Below are 18,217 nucleotides of genomic sequence, written 5' to 3'. Positions count from 1 at the left end.
GGCTCCCCCGCCGCGTTTCTCGCACCCGCCGACCACGACGGCCCGTGTTCCCGGCCTGTGACCGTCGCGGCAACGGCGGCCACGGGCCGGGACCGTGCTCAGCGGCCGGCGTCCACCCAACCGTCCAGCCAGCGGTGGATGAGGAACAACGCGATCGACGACGGTGGCGGCAGGATCAGCCGGGCACCGTCGCCCACGTCGACGGTCCGCCCGGCCAGCGCCGCCCCGATCTCCCGGCGGGAGAACCACCGCGCGTACGCGATCTCGGACGGGTCGACCCGCACCGGATCGGTGGGGTTCGCGGTGGCCAGGAAGCCCAGCATCAGCGAGCCCGGGAACGGCCAGGCCTGGCTGCCCACGTACCCGATGTGGTCGATCCCGATGCCCACCTCCTCGCGGACCTCGCGCAGCACGGCGGCCTCCGCCGACTCGCCCGGCTCGACATAGCCGGCCAGACACGAGTACCGCCGGCCATCCGGGGTGCCCGCCCAGCTGGCGTTGTTGCCGAGCAGGCAGCGCCCGTCCGGACCGTCCACGCCGTCGTGCACCAGCACGATCATCGCCGGATCGGTACGCGGCCAGACCCGCCCACCGTTGCGGTCCACCCGGGACCAACCGGCCTCGTCCATGGCGGTCGGCGCCCCGGTGCTCGTCGAGTAACCGTGCCGGGTGTGCCAGTTGACAAGCGCCAACGCGGTGGTGAAGATGCCGGCCTCCCGGTCGGCGAGCAGGTGACCCACCTCGCGCAGGTTGACCGCCCGGGTCCCCGGCACCTGCGGCAGCGGCGCGTCGACCGCGAAGACCGGCACCCCGTCCGGCTCGACGCCGAGGAACATCGCCGTCGACTCGGACCCGGCGGGCACGTCGGCCGAGGAGAGCAGCACGAGCGCCGGCGGTGACGTGTCGGCACGGGCCAACGCCCGACCCTCGTCGGACGAGTCGAGCACCAACACCCGGGCGCGCAGCCACGCCTCGGTCAACCACTGCGCGTCACCCCGCCGGTGGGCCGCCCGATCCAGCGTCGACCGGGCCAACGGTGGCGCGACCTCGCCGCTCATGACACCGGCTCGGTACGGATCGTGGTCAGCGCGGCCAGCCCCGGCGTGACCCGCTCGGCGTCACCGAGCACCACGATCGCCGCCCGAGCCGGCGCCAGGTAACGGGCGGCCACCCGTGCGACGTCGTCGATGCTCGCGTTCGCCAACCTCGCGGCGTACTCGGCGAGGAAGTCCAGACGCAGCCCGTTGCCCGCGTACGCGCTTGTCAACGCCGCCAACCCGGCCTGGGTGGACATGCCGAGCTGGAGGGTGCCCAGGGCGTACTGACGGGCCTGCTCCAACTCCTCGGGCTTCGGCGGCAGCGACGCCAGCCGACCCAGCTCGTACGTCGTCTCCAGCAACGCCGGACCGGTGACCTCGGTGGCCACGTCGGCGGCGGCGACGAGCACCGACCCGGCCACCGAGTGCTCGATGCCCGAGTGCGGGCCGTACGTGTAGCCCTTGTCCTCGCGGATGTTCTCCACCCAGCGGGAGGAGAAGTAGCCACCGAAGATCAGGTTGGCCAGTTGCAGCGGGGCGTGGTCCGGGTCGGTGCGGGACACGGCCGGAAGCGCGATCCGCAACGACGACTGCACCGAGCCGGGCCGGTCGACGAGCAGCAGCGGCCCCGGCTCCAGCGGCGGGGTCGCCGGCAGCTCGGCGACACGCCCGGCGCCGGCCCAGCCGCCCAGCGCCCGCTCGGCCGCGTCCAGGGCCTTCTCCGGCTGCACGTCGCCGACCACCACCAGCTGCGCGCCGGCCGGGTGCACCCGCTCGGCGTGCAGGCTGCGCAGCGCCGCCGGTCGGACGGCGCGGATCTGGCCGGGCTCCGGGGTCTGCGTCGCGTACGGGTGTCGCCCGTAGATCCGCTTCAGCAGCGCCTCCCGGGCCAGGTGCGACGGCTGGCTCTGCGCCACCTGGATCCGGTCGACGAGGCGGTCCCGTTCGGTGGCCACCTCGTCGCTGGGGTAGCTGGCGCCGGTCAGCACCTCGGCCAACAGCTCCAGCATCCGGTCCAGGCCGGTGACCAGGCCGGCGCCGGAGAGCATCAGCCGGTCCGGATCGACGCCCGCGGAGAGCCCACCGCCCACCTTCTGCAACTCGGCGGCGATCTGCACGCTCGTCATCGACTCGGTGCCGGACAGCATGGTCTGCGAAAGCATCGCGCCGCGGGCCAGGTGCACCCGGCCGAACGGCACCCAGAGCCGCAGCTCGACGAGCGGCACGGCGGGCCGGCGTACGGCGATCACGGTGAGGCCGTTACGCAGCGTGCGCTCGGCCTGCCTGGGCACCTTGAGCTTGCGGGTGGGCCCGAGCGGAGGCAGCGTACGCGGCCCGGCGGGAGCGGTGGTGGTGGCAGTAGCAGCAGTCATCGGGCACCTCCGGCAATGACCTCGATCGCGGCGCGCCGCTCCGGGCGCAGGGTGGCCGCGGCGGCCCGGACCTGCTCCTCGGTGACCTCGCCGACCAGCCGGGGCAGTTCGTTGAGCAGGCCCGGCTCGCCGCGTTGCTGCTCCAACACGGCCATCCGCAGCGCCCGGCCGAGCACCGCGTCGGTGTCGCGCAGCAGGTGGGTCGCCATCCGAGCCTGGGTGCGGGCCAGCTCGCCGTCGGTCAGCCCGTCGGCGGCCAGCCGGTCCAACTCCTCGTCGATGGTGCGCAGGACCTTGTCCACGTCACCCCCGGGCGGCAGGTGCGCCTGCAACAGCAGCGCGGTGGGGTCGCGGACGTCGAACGGGTCACCCATGAAACCGAGGTACCCGCCGAGGCTGGTCACCGTGCGGTCGCGCTGCACCAGCCGCTCCACCAGCCGCGACGCGTCACCGTCGGTGAGCACCTCGGCCAGCACCACGTAGGGCAGGTAGCCGGCGAAGTCGGTGACGGGGTCGGGCACCCGCCAGGCCCCGGCGACCGCCGGCAGCGGCGCCAGGGCATCGGTGTACGAGGTGCGCCGCTCGGCGGTCAGGTCGGGCTCGGTGAAGTCGGGCCGAAGCGGTGCCGGTCGGGCCGGCACGTCGCCGAAGTGCCGGGTGACGAGTTCGGTCGCCTCCGCCACGTCGATGTCGCCGCTGACGGCCAGCACGGCGTTGCCGCTGGCGTAGTAGCGGCGGAAGAAGTCCGCGGCGTCGGCGACCGTCGCCGACTCCAGATCGTCGAAGGAGCCGTAGCCGTCGTGCGCGTTCGGGAAGGTGTCGAACATGACCGGCGGCAGGGTCAACCAGGGGAAACCGCCGTACGGCCGGTTGAGGACGTTGACCCGGATCTCCTCCTTGACCACGTCGACCTGGTTGCGCAGGTTCTCCTCGGTCAGCCGGGGGCCGCGCATCCGGTCCGCCTCCAGGAACAACGCGCGTTCCAGCGCGTTGCTCGGCAGCGTCTCGAAGTAGTCGGTGTAGTCCAGGTGGGTGGAGCCGTTGAACGTGCCACCCGCCCCCTGCACGTGCCGGAAGTGAGCCAGCTTCTCCAGATTTTCCGAGCCCTGGAACATCAGGTGCTCGAAGAGGTGGGCGAAGCCGGTGCGCCCCTCCGGCTCGGAGCGGATGCCGACGTCGTAGACCACCGCCACCCCGATCACCGGGGCGCTGCGATCAGGGGTCAGCACCACCCGCAGGCCGTTGTCGAGGGTGAACCGCTCGACCGGATACTTCGTCGCTGGAATTCTGGATCTCCGGGCAGCCACGGAGTCGACCCTAGCGTGTCGGCACCCCCGCCACCCGCGACCTCCACGGAGCCGCCGCGACCGGGGCGTTCACGAGGGGCAGCACCTCGGCGCCGACCCGCTCAGCCTCCTCCCGGTGCGGCCAGCCGGAGAGGACGAACTCGTCGACGCCGAGCGCCGCGTACTCGTCGATCCGGGCCGCGACCTCGGCGTAGCTGCCCACCAGCGCGGTGCCGGCGCCCTCGCGGACCAGGCCGACGCCGGCCCAGAGGTTCGGTGCGACGGTGAGCCCGTCGGTGCGGCCGGCGTTGAGCGCGGCCATCCGGGCCTGTCCGACGGAGTCCATCCGGCGGAATCTGGCCTGGGCGGCGGCGATCCGCTCCGGGCTCATCCCGGCCAGCAGCCGGTCGGCCTCCGCCCACGCCTCGGCGCTGGTGGGTCGGGCGATGACGTGCAGCCGCAGGCCGGTGCGCAGGGTGCGGCCCTGCTCGGCGGCGAGCGCCCGCACCCGGGCGACCCGGGCCGCGATCGACGTCGGCGGTTCGCCCCACATCAGGTACACGTCGGCCTGTCGGGCGGCCACCGTCTCGGCGGCCGGGGACGCGCCGCCGAAGTAGACGGGCGGCGCTGGGGCGAGCGGGGTGGCCAGGCCGCCGCCGTCGACCCGGTAGTGCCGCCCGGCGTAGTCGAAGGGCCGTCCGGCCCAGGCGCGGCGGAGCACCTCGATGAACTCGCCGGTGCGCGCGTAGCGGTCGTCGTGCCCGAGGAAGTCGCCGTACGCCCGCTGCTCGGTCGGGTCGCCGCCGGTCACGATGTTGAGCGACAGCCGGCCACCGGAGACGGCCTGGAACGCCTCGGCCTGCTGGGCGATCAGGGTGGGCAACGCGAAGCCGGCCCGGACCGCGACGAGCATGCCCAGCCGCTCGGTGTGCTGGGCGACCGCGGCGCAGACGATCCACGGGTCGGGGCAGCCGGCGCCCACCGGCGTGAGGACGGCGGTGAAGCCGTGCGTCTCGGCGGCCCGGCCGACCTCGGCCAGGTACGCCACGGTGGCGGCCCGGTCGTGCCGGGCGGCACCCGCGGTGACGGTGGCGGCGCCAACCTGGTCGCCGTCGCCGGAGGTGGGCAGGAACCAGTGGAAGGTCATCGATCGAGTCACCCGCCTACCCTAGCTAATCAGTAGGAAATACCGACATGACTGAGACGCCCCTTCCCGGCATGTGGATGAGCCTTGACGCTGGCTCCGCCCTGGCCCAGTCTTCCTACCAACTAAGTAGGAATACTGCGGATTGGATGGACGATGAGACGGCTCCCCTTGCGCCGGTTGGTCACCCTGGCCACCCTTGCCGCCCTCGGGGCGGCGACCGTGGGCAGCGCCGCCGCGTGCGGAGACGACAGCGATGGCACCGGTGGCGCCTCCGGCGGCCCGGTGACGCTGCGTCTCGGCTACTTCCCCAACATCACCCACGCGCCGGCGGTCGTCGGCGTACAGAAGAACATCTTCGCCGAGAAGCTCGGCGCCGACGTCAAGCTTGAACCGAAGACCTTCAACGCCGGCCCGGCGGCCATCGAGGCTGTCTTCTCCGGTGCGCTGGACGCCACCTACATCGGTCCGAACCCGACGGTCAACGCCTTCTCCAAGTCCAAGGGCGAAGCCGTCCGCGTCATCTCCGGCGCCGCCTCCGGCGGCGTGGCCCTGGTCGTCAAGCCCGGCATCACCGGCGCGCCGGACCTGAAGGGCAAGAAGATCGCCACCCCGCAGCTGGGCAACACCCAGGACGTGGCGATCCGCTACTGGCTCAAGCAGCAGGGTCTGACCACCACCAAGGAGGGTGGCGGCGACGTCAAGATCGTCCCCCAGGAGAACGCCCAGACTGTCGAGACGTTCAACAGCGGTGCGATCGACGGCGCCTGGGTGCCCGAGCCGTTCGTCTCCCGCCTGGTCAACGCCGGCGGCAAGGTGCTCGTCGACGAGCGCGACCTGTGGCCGGACAAGAAGTTCGTCATCACCAACCTGCTGGTCAGCACGAAGTTCCTCAAGGCACACCCGGACGTGGTGCAGAAGCTGGTCGACGGCCAGGTGGCCGCGAACGAGTTCGTCAACGGCAAGCCCGAGGAGGCCCAGCAGGCCATCTCCGACGCGATCGGCCAGATCACCGGCAAGCCGCTGGACCTGAAGCTGATCAAGCAGGCGTGGCCGACGTTGGAGTTCACCAACGACCCCATCCCGTCCTCCCTGAAGGCGGGCCTCGACCACGCCGTCGAGGTCAAGCTGACCGACCCGGTCGACCTCAAGGGCCTGTACGACCTCAAGTACCTCAACAACGCCCTCAAGGCGGCCGGCAAGCCCGAGGTCGTCCAGCCATGACGTCGACCACGACGACGCCGCAGAGCGCGACCACCGCGGTCGCGCTCTCCGGCGTGACGAAGGTGTACGGGCGCGGGGCGAACGCCGTCCTGGCCCTGGACGGCGTGTCGCTGGACGTCGCACCCGGCGAGTTCGTCTGTCTGGTCGGTGCGTCCGGCTGCGGCAAGAGCACCCTGCTCAACCTGGTCGCCGGGCTGGACCGGCCCAGCGGCGGGCAGATCGGGCTGGCCGGCGACGCCAACCCGGGGCTGATGTTCCAGGAGCCGGCGCTGTTTCCGTGGCTGACCGTCGAGGGCAACGTGGAGGTGCCGCTCAAACTACGCGGGATGCCCCGGGCCGAACGCCGCGAGCGGGTCGCCGAGTTGCTGCGCACGGTGCACCTGGGCGACTTCGGCCGCAAGCGTCCGCACGAGCTGTCCGGTGGCATGCGCCAGCGGGTCGCGCTGGCCCGCACGCTGGCCCTGGACACCCCGGTGCTGCTGATGGACGAGCCGTTCGGCGCACTGGACGCGATGACCCGCGACATCCTGCACGACGAACTGGAACGCATCTGGTCCGAGCGCCAACTCTCGGTGCTCTTCGTGACGCACAACGTCCGCGAGGCCGCCCGGCTGGCCGACCGGATCATCCTGCTCTCCAGCCGCCCCGGCCGGATCATCTACTCCGCCGAGGTGGACATCCCGCGCCCACGGCGGATCGACTCCCCCGAGGTCGCCGCCATCGCCGCCGAGGTCACCGAGCGGCTCCGTACGGAGGTGGGCCGCCATGGCCAGTGACACCCTCACCGACTCGGCGCGTACCGACGCGCAGATCTCCGGCCTGGACGCGCTGGACATCGCCGGCCGGGACAAGGAGGTCTCCCGGGGTGCCCGCTTCTGGGCCGCCACCTGGCCCAAGTTGGCGGCGCTGGCCATCGCCATCCTGGCCTGGCAGCTCGTGGTCTGGTCGGGCTGGAAGCCGCCGTACTCGCTGCCGGGGCCACTGGAGGTCGGCCGTGAGCTGGTCGCCCAGGCCCAGGGCCCACAGCTCTGGGAGGGCCTGGTGACGACGTTGCGCCGGGCTGCCCTCGGGTACGTCTTCTCGGTCGCCGTCGGCCTGCTGCTGGGCCTCGCGGTCGCCCGGTCCAAGGTGCTCCGGGCGGCCATCGGCTCGATGATCACGGCGTTGCAGACCATGCCGTCGATCGCCTGGTTCCCGCTGGCCATCCTGCTGTTCGAGCTGAGCGAGAAGGCGATCTTCTTCGTGGTGGTGCTCGGTGCCGCGCCGTCCATCGCCAACGGGGTGATCTCCGGTGTGGACTATGTGCCGCCGCTGCTGCTGCGCGCCGGCCGCAACCTGGGTGCCCGAGGGCTCAACCTCTACCGGTACGTCATCGCACCGGCCGCCCTGCCGGCGATCGTCGCCGGCCTGAAGCAGGGGTGGGCCTTCTCCTGGCGCAGCCTGATGGCCGGTGAACTGCTCGTGGTCGGCATCTCACAGACCTCGCTCGGCGCCCAACTGACCTACTCGCGCGAGTTGTCCGACGCACCCTGGCTGCTCTCCACCATGATCGTCATCCTGGTGCTCGGTCTCGGCGTGGACGCCGCCTTCGGTGCCGCGGACAAGGCGATCCGGCGCCGCTGGGGCGTGCTCGACCAGGCGGGCAACTGACCGGTGTACGTCTCCGCGCGCAGCGACTATGCGCTCCGGGCGATGCTCGCCGTCGCCGCCGGTGGTGGCGGCGGCGAGTTGGTCAAGGCGGCCAGCCTCGCCGAGGTGCAGGACATCCCGCTCAGCTTCCTCCAGGGCATCCTGCTCGATCTACGCCGAGCGGGTCTGCTGCACAGTCATCGTGGCGCTGACGGCGGGTACGAGCTGACCCGCTCAGCCGACGAGATCACCGTCGGGGACGTGTTGCGCGCGGTCGGCGGTTCGCTCACCACGGTGCGCGGCCTGCCGGCCGAGCGCGCCGGCTACCACGGAGTGGCCGCGGGGTTGACCGACGTCTGGCTGGCGGTGCACGGGGCGATCGCCACGGTGGTCGACAGCACCACCCTGGCCAACCTGCTCAGCCGCCACTCGACGGACCACGCCCCCACCACCTGAGCGGCGGAGGCGAGATGGTCGGGTCGGCGCCCCGCCGACCCGACCACCTCTCGTACCGTTCCTGACCGGGCCGGCCCCTCCGCCGGCACCGGTCGGCCGGCCACCGCTCAGCCCACGTGTGCGACCACCGCGCCGGAGCCCGGATTGTCGGGGCTGTGCAGTTCCACCAGGCCAGCGGGAGCGTCGCCCGCCAGGGTGGCATGCCACGGTGCGAAGGCCGCAACCATGGCGAGCAACAGACCTGCGAGCGCGACCGCGACCACCAGGATCAGCTCGTGCAGTGCACCCGAGCCGGCTTCGCCCGCCATGGCCATCCCTCCCGCGTCGGGCCCCCCGCCCGACGTACCCCGCTGGCCAGCTTCGACCACGGCCAGCCGGGGCACAATCGGCCAGCCGACCCAGCCGAGGCTGATTACCGACTGAACGGTTCGGTCGGCCCGCCGACCAAGAGGTTTGGCCGGCCCACCGATTGAGCGGCGTGGCCGGCCTACCGAGTGAGCCGCGTGGCCGGCCTACCGAGTGAGCGACGTGGCCGGCCCACCGAGTGAGCGACGTGGCCGGCCAGGAGGAGCGAACCCCCCGCTCGCCGCCTTTGCTCTGCACCCGCGGATGCGACGGCTACGGTCCGTGACCGGTGCATATCGGGGTGCAGAGCATAGGCGGTCAGGAGGTGTCGGTCGCCCGCACCCGGCGGTCGCTCGCACCCCGCCGGCCGCGCGCCCGCCGGCCGCCGGCCGCCGGGCGCCGCAGACAGACCGACCCGCCACGCCGAAGCGGGGCGGGTCGGTCGAAGCGCAAAAGATCAGACGGTACGCGGGCGGCGCGGCCGGCGGGACCGACCCGACGCGCGGTGGGCCGGACGGGCGGCACCGTCGGCGACCGTTGCGCCACCGGTGCGGACCCGACCGGCGGGCGCCGGCGGAGCGACGATGGTCACCGGCACCCCGGACGGCTCACGGGCACCGGTGACCCGGGCCAACGACCCGTCACCAGGGCGCACCTGGACCGACTCGGGCCGGATGCCGGCAACCGCCATCAGCCGCGACACGTCCCGGCGCTGCTCGGGCAGGACCAGGGTGACCACGGAACCGGACTCGCCGGCCCGTGCGGTCCGGCCGCCCCGGTGCAGGTAGTCCTTCGCCTCGGTCGGCGGGTCCACGTTGACCACCATGTCCAGGCCGTCGACGTGGATGCCCCGGGCCGCCACGTCGGTGGCCACCAGAGCGGTCACCTGGCCGTTGCGGAACTGCTCCAGGATGCGGGTGCGCTGCGGCTGGGACTTGCCACCGTGCAGCGCGGCCGCGCGTACACCCTTGGACAGCAACTGCCGGGCGAGCCGGTCGGCGCGGTGCTTGGTGCCCATGAACAGGATGGTGCGGCCCTCACGGGCGGCGATCCGGGTCAGCGCGTCGGGCTTGTCCACGGCGTCGACGTGCAGCACGTGGTGGGTCATCGCGGTGACCGTGGCGGTGCCCGGGTCGACCGAGTGGGTGACCGGGTTGCTCAGGAAGCGGCGGACCAGCCGGTCCACGCCACCGTCCAGGGTGGCGGAGAAGAGCATCCGCTGCCCCTGCGGCGCGACCTGCTCCAGCAGCTTGGTGACCTGCGGCAGGAAGCCCATGTCGGCCATCTGGTCGGCCTCGTCCAGCACGGTGATCTCGACCTGGTCCAGCCGGGCGTCGCCACGGTTGATCAGGTCGTGCAGCCGGCCGGGGGTGGCGACGACCACCTCGGCGCCGGCCCGCAGGGCGTCCGCCTGCCGCTGCAACGACAACCCGCCGACGACGGTGGCGCAGCGCAGCCCGACGGCGCGGGCGTACGGGGACAGTGCGGTGGTGACCTGCTGGGCCAGCTCACGGGTCGGCACCAGCACCAGGGCCAGCGGGCGACCCGGCCGGGCCTTACGGCCGGCGGTGCGGGACAGCAGCGGGAGCCCGAAGGCGAGCGTCTTGCCGGAGCCGGTACGACCCCGGCCCAGCACGTCCCGGCCGGCGAGCGAGTCGGGCAGCGTCGCCGTCTGGATCGGGAACGGCTCGGTGATGCCCTGCGCGGTCAGCGCGGTGAGCAGCCCCGGTGCCAGACCGGTATGAGCGAACGACGGAATAACTGTGGTCACGCAGAAGCCTTCCTCGACGCGGCACGTGTCGAGGGAGGGCGCCGACGTCGGCGCTGTCACCGGCTGCGAAGAGGCAGCCAGGACTCACAAGCACGAACCGATTGGAGTACGGGCCGGCCCGCCGCCGGGCCGCCGCCTGCTTACGCAGGTCGACGGCGGGGCGGGCCGGTCCCGTCACCGTCACACCCGGAGGGCGCGACAGGTAATGCTGACCGATCCGAAGATCAGATCGGGCGGATGTTCTCCGCCTGCGGGCCCTTCTGGCCCTGGGTCACCTCGAACTCGACCCGCTGGTTCTCGTCCAGGCTCCGGTAGCCGGAGGACTGGATCGCCGAGAAGTGGGCGAAGACGTCAGCGCCGCCGCCGTCCGGGGTGATGAAGCCGAAGCCCTTGTCAGCGTTGAACCACTTCACGGTGCCAATAGCCATGTGTTTCGTCTCCTTGACGGAACGTCGGACACGCACGTGTTGCGTGCCCGAAGAGGAGCGCTCCGCGCGGGGATGCGCGAATCGCCTGTCGCTTCTGGTCGCCCCGCCCGGAGAACTCCGGACACAACAAAGAGCGCCTGGGGCCACAATCCCGCCAGGCGCACACAGAGTCTCTGGTAACCAAAACTGCAACCCGGTCAACATACCATGGTTTTCCCGCGAGCGGTCAATGTTGGGCGGAATCTTCGGGCAACTGGGCGATCATGGCGGTGAGCCCCGTCACGTCCAGCAGATCCGCGGGGCGGACCGTCACCCCGTGCCGGACGTAGTGGAACGCCGCGCCCACCCGGTCCACCGGCACGCCGGCCAGCTCCGCCCAGGCCAACCGGTACACGGCCAACTGCACGGCGGCCACCTCCGCCGCCGGCCCGACGGGCTGCGCGCCGGTCTTCCAGTCGACCACGTCGAACCGCCCACCCGGCCGGGCGAACACCGCGTCCATCCGCCCCCGCACCACGACGCCGCCGATCACCGTGGCGAACGGCACCTCCACCTCCACCGGCGCCCGGTCGGCCCACTCGCTGGCCAGGAACCGCTCCTGAAGCTCGACAAGCGCCTCGTCGGGCGCGGCATCCGCGTCGGCCGCACCGGGCAGCTCGTCCAGGTCCAGGAGGCGGTCCGCGCCGAAACGCTGCTCCAGCCAGGCGTGGAAGGCGGTGCCTCGGCGGGCGTACGGGTTCGGCTCGGCCGGCACCGGGCGGCGCAGCGTACGGGCCAGCGCCGCCGGGTCGCGCCGCAACGCCACCAGTTGCGTGACGCTCAACTGCCCGGGCAGGGCCACCTCCACGGCACCGGAGAGCCGGGTCAGCTCGGCCCGCTCGGCCAGCAACAGATCCGCCTCGCGCTGCCAGCGCGCCACCTCCGGGTCGACCTCCGTCTCGACCGACACGACCGACCCGGCGACCACCGACCCGTCCGGCCCGACAGCCACCGGACCGGTGACCACCGGCCCGACAGCCACCGGCCCGACAGCCACCGTGGTCGGGCCGTCGGTCATCAGGCGGCGCACCAGCCCGGCGGCCTGGGCCAACGCCGGTCGGCGGCCACCCAGCGGGTCGGCCGGCCACTCCGCGCGGAGCACCACCTCGGCCGTGGGGTTCGTGGCGTCCGGCGTGGGCTCCGGCGCCCACGCGTCGATCAGGTGCCCCGGCCCACCGTCGAGGCAGGCGTCGTACACCTCACGCAGGAAGACCGACGGACCGCGCGGTCGCTTCGTGCCGTCCCCCCACCAGTAGCCGGAGCACAGCAGCAGCCGGCGCGGCCGGGTGACCGCCACGTACGTCAGCCGGCGTTCCTCGCGCTCGTCGTGTGCCCGCCAGGCGTCGGTGAAGTCGTTCACCGCCCGCGCCACCGCCCGCTGGTCGGCCGCCTCGTCGAGCGCCAACTCGGGCAACCCGTCGGCGTCGCCCCGCAGCGGGAACGGCAGCACCCCGAGCCCGCCCAACCAGTGGTCGGAGTTGCGCACCGGCCCCGGCCACGACCCACGGCACAGTCCGGCCACCGACACCACGTCCCACTCCAGGCCCTTGGCGGCGTGCGCGGTCACCACCTGCACCGCGCCCTCCACCACCTCGACCTCGCCCGGCGCCAGACCGCGCTCCTCGTCCTCGGCGGCGGTCAGGTAGGACAGGAACCCGGACAGCGTCGCGCCCGGCGTTTCCCCGCTGAAGCGGGCCGCCACGTCACCGAGGGCGTCCAGGTGACCCCGGGCCAGGCCGGCGTCGCCGGCACCGTCGCGGCCGGCCCGCACCGCGACCTCCACGTCCAGGCCGATGGTCCGCTCGATGTCCGCGATCAGGTCCGGCAGCGCCTGGTCCAGTCGGTACCGCAACAGCGCCAGCTCCATGCCGTACGCGCGCAGTCGCGCGAAGCCCTCCGCCGAGTACGCCTGTGCCGGGCCGAGATCGGCCAACGCCTCCACCAGGGTCGCCTCGTCCAGCAGGTCAGGACTGATCTCCGCGGCCTCGTCAGCGGCCACCTGACGGCGGGCGTTGGCGATGGCTCGGGCCCGCCGGTGCAACGCCACCAGGTCACGCGGGCCGATCCGCCAACGGGCGCCGGTGAGCAGCCGCAGCAGCGCCGCCCCGTCGGTCGGGTCGGCCAGCACCCGCAGCGTGCAGACCACGTCGCGTACCTCGGGAGTGTCCAACAGGCCGCCGAGCCCCACCACCTCCACCGGTAGGCCGCGCTCGCGCAGCGCCGACTCGATCGCCGGAATCTGGCTGCGGACCCGGACCAGCACGGCGGTGGTCGGGCGCTGCGCCACCGGGATGTGCTCGGGGGCCGCGCCGGGCATCCGGGCCGCCCCCCGCCAGGCGGCCAGCACGCTGTCGGCGATCCAGTCCGCCTCGTCGGCGTACGTGGGCAGCAGCGCGCAGTGCACCGCGCCGCCGGCCGCACCGCCGGGGCTGCGGTGTGGGATCGGATCCCGGACGGTCAGCGCCGAGCGCAGCTCCGGCACCCGGGCGCCGGCCGCCCGCAACGGAGTCGACAGTGCGTTCGCCACCCGGAGGATCTCCGGACGGTTACGCCAGCTCGTGGTGAGCCCCAGCGCCGGGGCGGGCGCACCGTCGGCGCGGGCGAACTCGGTGGGGAACCGGTCCAGGGTGCCGGCGCTGGCACCACGCCAGCCGTAGATCGACTGGCACGGGTCGCCCACCGCGGTCACCGGGTGCCCACCCCCGAACAGGGCGTTGAGCAGCACCACCTGGGCGTGGCTGGTGTCCTGGTACTCGTCGAGCAGCACCGCCCGGAAACGGTCCCGCTCGATCTCGCCGACCCCCGGGTGATCGCGGGCCACCCGGGCCGCCCGCGCGAGCTGGTCGGCGAAGTCCATCGCCTCGAAGTCCTCCTTGCGCCGGGCGTACGCCCGCACCAGCGGCAGCAGGCGCAGCCGGGTCTGCTGGAGGGTGAGCGCCTTGCGCACGTCGGCGTACACCCGGCCCGGCCGGGACTGCACCTCGGCGAAGAACCGACCGGTCCAGGCCGCCAGCTGGTCCGGCGCGACCAGGTGTTCGTCCAGCTCCCCGGCGAGCGCCAGCACCGCGTCGGTGATGGTGCTCGGCATCCGGTCCACTTCGGACATGTCGCCGTCGTAGTTGCGCACCAGCAGGTCGACCAACTGCCAGCGGGACGCCTCGGTGAGCAGCCGGGTCGACGGCTCGTAGCCGGACCGCAGCCCGTGCTCGGTGACGATCCGCCCCGCGTAGGAGTGGTAGGTGGAGACTGTGGGTTCACCGGCGAGCGGATCGTCCAGCGGGTCCCGGCCCTGCCGGCCGAGTCGGCGGATCAGCTGGTCGAGTCGGGTACGGACCCGGTGGGCCAACTCGCCGGCCGCCTTACGGGTGAAGGTCAGCCCGAGGATCTGCTCCGGGCGCACGTACGAGTTGGCCACCAGCCAGACCACCCGCGCGGCCATCGTCTCGGTCTTGCCCGACCCGGCTCCCGCGACCACCAGCAGCGGCTCCACCGGGGCGGCGATGATCGCGGCCTGCTCCCGGGTGGGCGCCGGCAGCCGCAGCAGCTTGGCCAACTCCACGGGCGTGTACCGGGGGCCGGAGTCCGCCAGCCGGGGCGCCGGCGTGGGACCCGCGCCGAACAGGGTGGGCTGGCTCACGGTGCCTTCTCACTCCTCGCCCTCACGGGTGCGCCGGACGGTCGGCGGCTCGACGACCTGACGCCCCTGCCCGGAGACCGGGCAGCTGGTGCGGACCGGGCAGACCCGGCACTTCGAGTTGGCCACCGCGGCGAACGTGGCGGCTGCCATCGTATCGGCGGTGCGCCGGACCAGCGCGGTCGCCCAGCCGGCCGCCGGGCCCTCGCCCGCCGCCGGCTGGTTCTGTTCCCGGGCATCCTTCGCGGAGGTGCCGAGCTGCACCAGCGCCGCGCCGCCGGACTCGTCGCCGAACTCGGCGAACGCCCCCGCCTCCACCGCCGCCTGGTACGCGCCGAGCTGCGGGTGCTCGGCCAGCTCGCTGCCGGTGACCGCGGTGGACTTGCCGGTCTTCAGGTCGATCACCACCAGCCGGCCGGCCTCGTCGACCTCCAGCCGGTCGACCCGACCGGTCAGGTCGACGGGCCGATTCGGGTCGTCCAGGCGGACCGCGAACTCGTGCTCGATGGCGAGCAACCGACGCGGGTTGGTGGCCAGCCAGCGCAGCAGCTTGTCGACCATCGCCTCGGCGCGGTCCCGCTCCGGGCCGGCCATCCAGCGGGCGGCCAGCTCGATCGCGTCGAACCGGGCTGCCACGTAGTCGAGCAGGGCACCCCGGTCGGCGCTGGCGTCCTCGGCGAGCATCGCGGCGGCGTGCACCAGGTTGCCCACCCCCTGCGCCGTGCTGGTCGGGCCACTGCCGCCGTGCCGTTCCAGCAACCACCGCAGGCTGCACCGTAGTGCGCTCTCCATGGCCGACGGGGTGACCCGCACCGGGTCCCCGTCGTCGACCAGCGGCCGGTCGTCGGAGAGCGCGCGCAACCCCCACCAGTCGTCCGGGTGCGCACCGGGCACCCCGGCGGCGGCGAGCCGGGCCAGCTCGGCCGCCGCCGCGCGCCGCCGGGCCGCCGGAGCGGCCGGGTCGGTGATGGCGGTACGCAGTTCGGCCACCAACGCCGGCAGAGTGAGCGCCCGGGGCGGACGGGTCACCGGCAGTGCCCCGGGACGGTCCGGCTCACCGTCGTCCTCGGTCGCGCCGCCAGTCGTGCCGTCGGATCCGCCGCCGTTCGCGCCGCTCGTCCCGCCGCCGGTCGCAGCGTTTGTCCCGCCGCCGGTCGCGCCTTCGGCGGTGGCGGTGACGTCTGGTGAGTTGCCGGCGGGGCCCCCGGCCTGCGGGGCGGTGCGCGGACCCGGTGGTGCGGTCGGGTCGGCCGGTCCGGCACCGCTCGGCGGTGCGGGCGGCGTGGAGGGGCCCAGCTCGTGCAGGAACCGGCTCGGCTGCTCCTCGTGGTCGTCACCGCCGACGGCGGCCGAGGCCACGGCGCTGACCAGCAGCCGATGCCGGGCCCGGCTGATCGCGACGTGGAAGAGCCGGCGTTCCTCGTCCAGCAAGGCCGAGGTCTGGCCCACCACGTTCGCCCTGGTGGCGCCGTCGACGGACCGGCCGGCCAGCACGTCGACCAGCCGCTCCGAGCCGAGCAGACTGCCCCTCAGTCGCAGGTCCGGCCAGATGCCCTCCTGCACGCCGGCCACCGCGACCAGGTCCCATTCCAGGCCCTTCGCGGCGTGCGCGGTGAGCAGGCGCACCGCCGCGCCCCGGTCGGCGGTCGGCGCGATGGTGTCGGCCGGCAGATCCTGGGCGAGCACGTGGTCGAGGAAGACCTCGGTGCGGGCGCCGGGCAGCCGGTCGGTGAACCGGGCCGCCGCGTCGAAGAGCACGAGCACGGCGTCGAGGTCGCGGTCGGCCGCCTCGGCCCGCCGCCGCCGGGCCAGGTCCCCCTCGCCGGCCGCCGGCCGCCCCTGGTTGATCGCACCCGCCCAGCGTTCGGCGAGACCACTGGCACTCCACACGGCCCAGAGCACGTCCTCGGCGGTCGACCCCGGCCGGGCGGCGGCCTCGCGGGCAATGGCCAACAGCCCGGCCACCGCCTGCGCCGGCTCGGCCCAGCGGCGCTCGATGTCGGCCAGTTCCTCCGGGTCGCGCAATGCCTCGACGATCAGCTCCCCGGAGGGGCGGCGGTCACCGCCGGCCAGCGCGAGGGCGCGCAGGCCCTGCCGCAGCCGCCGCTCGGCCAGCGGGTCGGCCCCGCCGAGCGGCGAGTGCAGCAGCGCGACCGCGGATTCCTCGTCGAGTCGGTCCGGTTCGAGCGCGCAGCGCAGCAGAAGCAGCAGCGGCGCGACCGCCGGTTGCAGGTGCAGGGGCAGGTCCTCGCCGTGCACCACTGTCGGCACGCCGGCAGCGTGCAGCGCCCGTCGCAGAGTGGGCAGTTGCAGGGCGGTGGACCGCACCAGCACCGCCATCCGCGACCAGGGCACGCCGTCGAGCAGGTGGGCCGAGCGCAGCGCGTGGGCCAACCAGGCGGCCTCACTTGTCGCCGAGCGAAACGTGTGCACCTCGACCGTCCCGGGCGGCGCGTCCGGCAGCGGGTGCAGCCGACGGTGCGCGGCCGGGCCACGCAGCCGGCGCCCCAGCCGGGCGATCGCCGCGAGCAGACCCGGCCCGGCCCGGTACGACGTGGTCAGCAGCACCTGCGCGGCCGGCGCGCCGGAGGCGGTCCGGAATCGGTGCGCGAACGTGGTCACCCCGGCCGGGTCGGCGCCCCGGAAGGCGTACGTGGAGGAGTCCGGGTCGGCGAACGCGACGAGCGACTTGCCTCCGCCCGCGATCACCGAGAGCAGCTCCAGTTGGGCGGGGTCGGTGTCGGCCAACTCGTCGATGTACACGTGGGCGAGCCGACGGCGCTCGGCGGCCAGCAGCTCCTCGTCGTCGCGCAGCAGCCCGGTGGCCGCCCGGACCAGCTCCGCCGGGTCGTACGCGATGGAGCCCCGGTTGCTGACGTCGCGCAGCGCGAGCACGGCGACGTACTCCCGCAGGAAGCGGGCGGCGGCCGGCCAGTCGGCGCGGCCGAGCCTCGCACCCAGCCGGGCCAGCTCCACCGGGCCCACGCCGCGCTCGGCGGCCCGCATGAGCAGGTCGCGCAGTTGGCCGGCGAAGGCCCGCGTCCGCAGGGCCGGGCGCAGGTCGGTCGGCCAACCGACCGGGTCGTCCTCGGGCTCCTCGCCCACCACGTCCAACAGCTCGCGGATGATCAGATCCTGCTCGGGGCCGGTCAGCAGCCGGGGCGAGGGCTCGCCTCGTTCGGCGGCGGCGCGGCGCAGCAGACCGAAGGCGTACGCCGGGAAGGTGCGCACCAGCGGCTCGCGCAGCACCCGGTGGCCGTCCTGCGCGACCCGGGCCTCGATGCGCTGGCGCAGGGCGGTGGCCCCGCGACGGCCGAAGGTCAGCACCAGGATCCGTTCCGGGTCGACCCCCTCGGTCACCCGGGTGGCGACCGCCTCGACCAGGGTGCTGGTCTTGCCGGTGCCCGGCCCGCCGAGCACGAGCATCGGCCCGTCGGTGTGCCCGACCACCTCGGCCTGCACCGCGTCGACCCGCCAGCCGGTGCCGCCGACCGTCAGCTCGGACCCGGCCCCGCGATCGGGCCCCGCCGACACGCCGACACCGCCCCCGGACGTGCCGCCGCTGGCGGGCACGGAAGCGCTGTCAGGCGTCGCCCCGTCCCCCCGCGGCGGCCCTCCGGACCGCCGCACCAACCGGTACGCCTGCATCAGCTCATCCCATCAGACCCATACGACACCCCCCACTCCCCCACCCCCCGGGAGCCCTCCCCCCGCGCCCCCCCGCGTTGATCATGGAGTTATTGCCCGGCTGCTCGGCTTGGGGTCAAGGGGTGAGTGCAATCGTTAGGTAGCGATGAGGTGGTCCAGGCGTTCGGCTGGGGTTGCCCAGTCGAGCGTCTGGCGGGGGCGGG

Annotated in this window: 13 protein-coding genes; 4 read left to right on the top strand and 9 right to left on the bottom strand. The window is 73.7% G+C overall.

The window, feature by feature from the left end:
* Positions 1–98 precede the first annotated feature (98 nt).
* The 4 genes from nudC to AB0B57_RS07995 are packed head-to-tail and all read right to left on the bottom strand — an operon-like array spanning position 99 to position 4,855.
* Positions 99–1,058 carry an NAD(+) diphosphatase gene (gene nudC, locus AB0B57_RS08010; protein ID WP_357066595.1) on the bottom strand — a complete coding sequence of 320 codons (960 nt, stop codon included), beginning with the start codon at positions 1,056–1,058 and terminating at the stop codon, positions 99–101.
* On the bottom strand, positions 1,055–2,410 hold the full coding sequence (locus tag AB0B57_RS08005) for a pitrilysin family protein (protein WP_357066593.1): 1,356 nt from the start codon (positions 2,408–2,410) through the stop codon (positions 1,055–1,057). The genes nudC and AB0B57_RS08005 overlap by 4 nt, the downstream gene beginning before the upstream one ends.
* Complete coding sequence (locus AB0B57_RS08000) at positions 2,407–3,717, bottom strand: pitrilysin family protein (RefSeq protein ID WP_357066591.1); 1,311 nt, start codon at positions 3,715–3,717, stop codon at positions 2,407–2,409. Before AB0B57_RS08000 ends, AB0B57_RS08005 begins: the two co-directional genes overlap by 4 nt.
* 10 nt (positions 3,718–3,727) lie before the next feature.
* Positions 3,728–4,855: an LLM class flavin-dependent oxidoreductase gene (locus AB0B57_RS07995; RefSeq protein ID WP_357066589.1), complete on the bottom strand. Its 1,128-nt coding sequence runs from the start codon at positions 4,853–4,855 to the stop codon at positions 3,728–3,730.
* 141 nt (positions 4,856–4,996) lie between these two features.
* Between AB0B57_RS07995 and AB0B57_RS07990 the strand changes: the two genes are divergently transcribed.
* Genes AB0B57_RS07990 through AB0B57_RS07975 form a run of 4 tightly spaced genes read left to right on the top strand, consistent with a single transcriptional unit; the run spans position 4,997 to position 8,149 of the window.
* Positions 4,997–6,064 (top strand): ABC transporter substrate-binding protein, encoded by a 1,068-nt coding sequence (locus tag AB0B57_RS07990; protein ID WP_357066587.1) that lies wholly within the window; start codon positions 4,997–4,999, stop codon positions 6,062–6,064.
* Complete coding sequence (locus tag AB0B57_RS07985) at positions 6,061–6,840, top strand: ABC transporter ATP-binding protein (protein WP_357066585.1); 780 nt, start codon at positions 6,061–6,063, stop codon at positions 6,838–6,840. The genes AB0B57_RS07990 and AB0B57_RS07985 overlap by 4 nt, the downstream gene beginning before the upstream one ends.
* Positions 6,830–7,714 carry an ABC transporter permease gene (locus AB0B57_RS07980; RefSeq protein WP_357066583.1) on the top strand — a complete coding sequence of 295 codons (885 nt, stop codon included), beginning with the start codon at positions 6,830–6,832 and terminating at the stop codon, positions 7,712–7,714. Before AB0B57_RS07985 ends, AB0B57_RS07980 begins: the two co-directional genes overlap by 11 nt.
* A 3-nt stretch (positions 7,715–7,717) precedes the next feature.
* Complete coding sequence (locus AB0B57_RS07975; RefSeq protein ID WP_357066581.1) at positions 7,718–8,149, top strand: Rrf2 family transcriptional regulator; 432 nt, start codon at positions 7,718–7,720, stop codon at positions 8,147–8,149.
* A 107-nt stretch (positions 8,150–8,256) separates the two neighbouring features.
* Here AB0B57_RS07975 and AB0B57_RS07970 read toward each other — a convergent pair whose 3' ends face one another.
* From AB0B57_RS07970 to AB0B57_RS07950, 5 genes are all read right to left on the bottom strand, one after another.
* The gene (locus AB0B57_RS07970) at positions 8,257–8,457 is read right to left on the bottom strand and encodes a hypothetical protein (RefSeq protein WP_357066579.1); all 201 of its coding nucleotides are present in this window, start codon (positions 8,455–8,457) and stop codon (positions 8,257–8,259) included.
* Positions 8,458–8,951: 494 nt separating this feature from the next.
* Positions 8,952–10,265, bottom strand: coding sequence for a DEAD/DEAH box helicase (locus AB0B57_RS07965; RefSeq protein WP_357066577.1), 1,314 nt, complete (start codon positions 10,263–10,265; stop codon positions 8,952–8,954).
* Positions 10,266–10,489: 224 nt separating this feature from the next.
* Entirely contained in the window at positions 10,490–10,693 is a 204-nt protein-coding gene (locus tag AB0B57_RS07960) for a cold-shock protein (RefSeq protein WP_101369720.1), read from the bottom strand.
* 226 nt (positions 10,694–10,919) lie between these two features.
* Positions 10,920–14,369, bottom strand: a complete 3,450-nt coding sequence (locus tag AB0B57_RS07955; protein WP_357066575.1) for a UvrD-helicase domain-containing protein — start codon at positions 14,367–14,369, stop codon at positions 10,920–10,922.
* 9 nt (positions 14,370–14,378) lie between these two features.
* The gene (locus AB0B57_RS07950) at positions 14,379–18,014 is read right to left on the bottom strand and encodes an ATP-dependent DNA helicase (RefSeq protein ID WP_357066573.1); all 3,636 of its coding nucleotides are present in this window, start codon (positions 18,012–18,014) and stop codon (positions 14,379–14,381) included.
* Between the last annotated feature and the right edge of the window lie 203 nt (positions 18,015–18,217).

Origin of the sequence: Micromonospora sp. NPDC049101 (assembly GCF_040648675.1) — a bacterium.
Classification (GTDB): Bacteria; Actinomycetota; Actinomycetes; order Mycobacteriales; family Micromonosporaceae; genus Micromonospora.
The sequence above is the reverse complement of the archived record's forward strand: the minus strand, read 5'-3'. Positions and strand labels throughout refer to the sequence as shown.

Coding starts and splice junctions, on each gene's coding strand:
- nudC (WP_357066595.1), bottom strand. CDS start 1,058: ATGAGCGGCGAGGTCGCGCCACCGTTGGCCCGGTCGACGCTGGATCGG.
- AB0B57_RS08005 (WP_357066593.1), bottom strand. CDS start 2,410: ATGACTGCTGCTACTGCCACCACCACCGCTCCCGCCGGGCCGCGTACG.
- AB0B57_RS07990 (WP_357066587.1), top strand. CDS start 4,997: ATGAGACGGCTCCCCTTGCGCCGGTTGGTCACCCTGGCCACCCTTGCC.
- AB0B57_RS07985 (WP_357066585.1), top strand. CDS start 6,061: ATGACGTCGACCACGACGACGCCGCAGAGCGCGACCACCGCGGTCGCG.
- AB0B57_RS07980 (WP_357066583.1), top strand. CDS start 6,830: ATGGCCAGTGACACCCTCACCGACTCGGCGCGTACCGACGCGCAGATC.
- AB0B57_RS07970 (WP_357066579.1), bottom strand. CDS start 8,457: ATGGCGGGCGAAGCCGGCTCGGGTGCACTGCACGAGCTGATCCTGGTG.
- AB0B57_RS07960 (WP_101369720.1), bottom strand. CDS start 10,693: ATGGCTATTGGCACCGTGAAGTGGTTCAACGCTGACAAGGGCTTCGGC.
- AB0B57_RS07950 (WP_357066573.1), bottom strand. CDS start 18,014: ATGCAGGCGTACCGGTTGGTGCGGCGGTCCGGAGGGCCGCCGCGGGGG.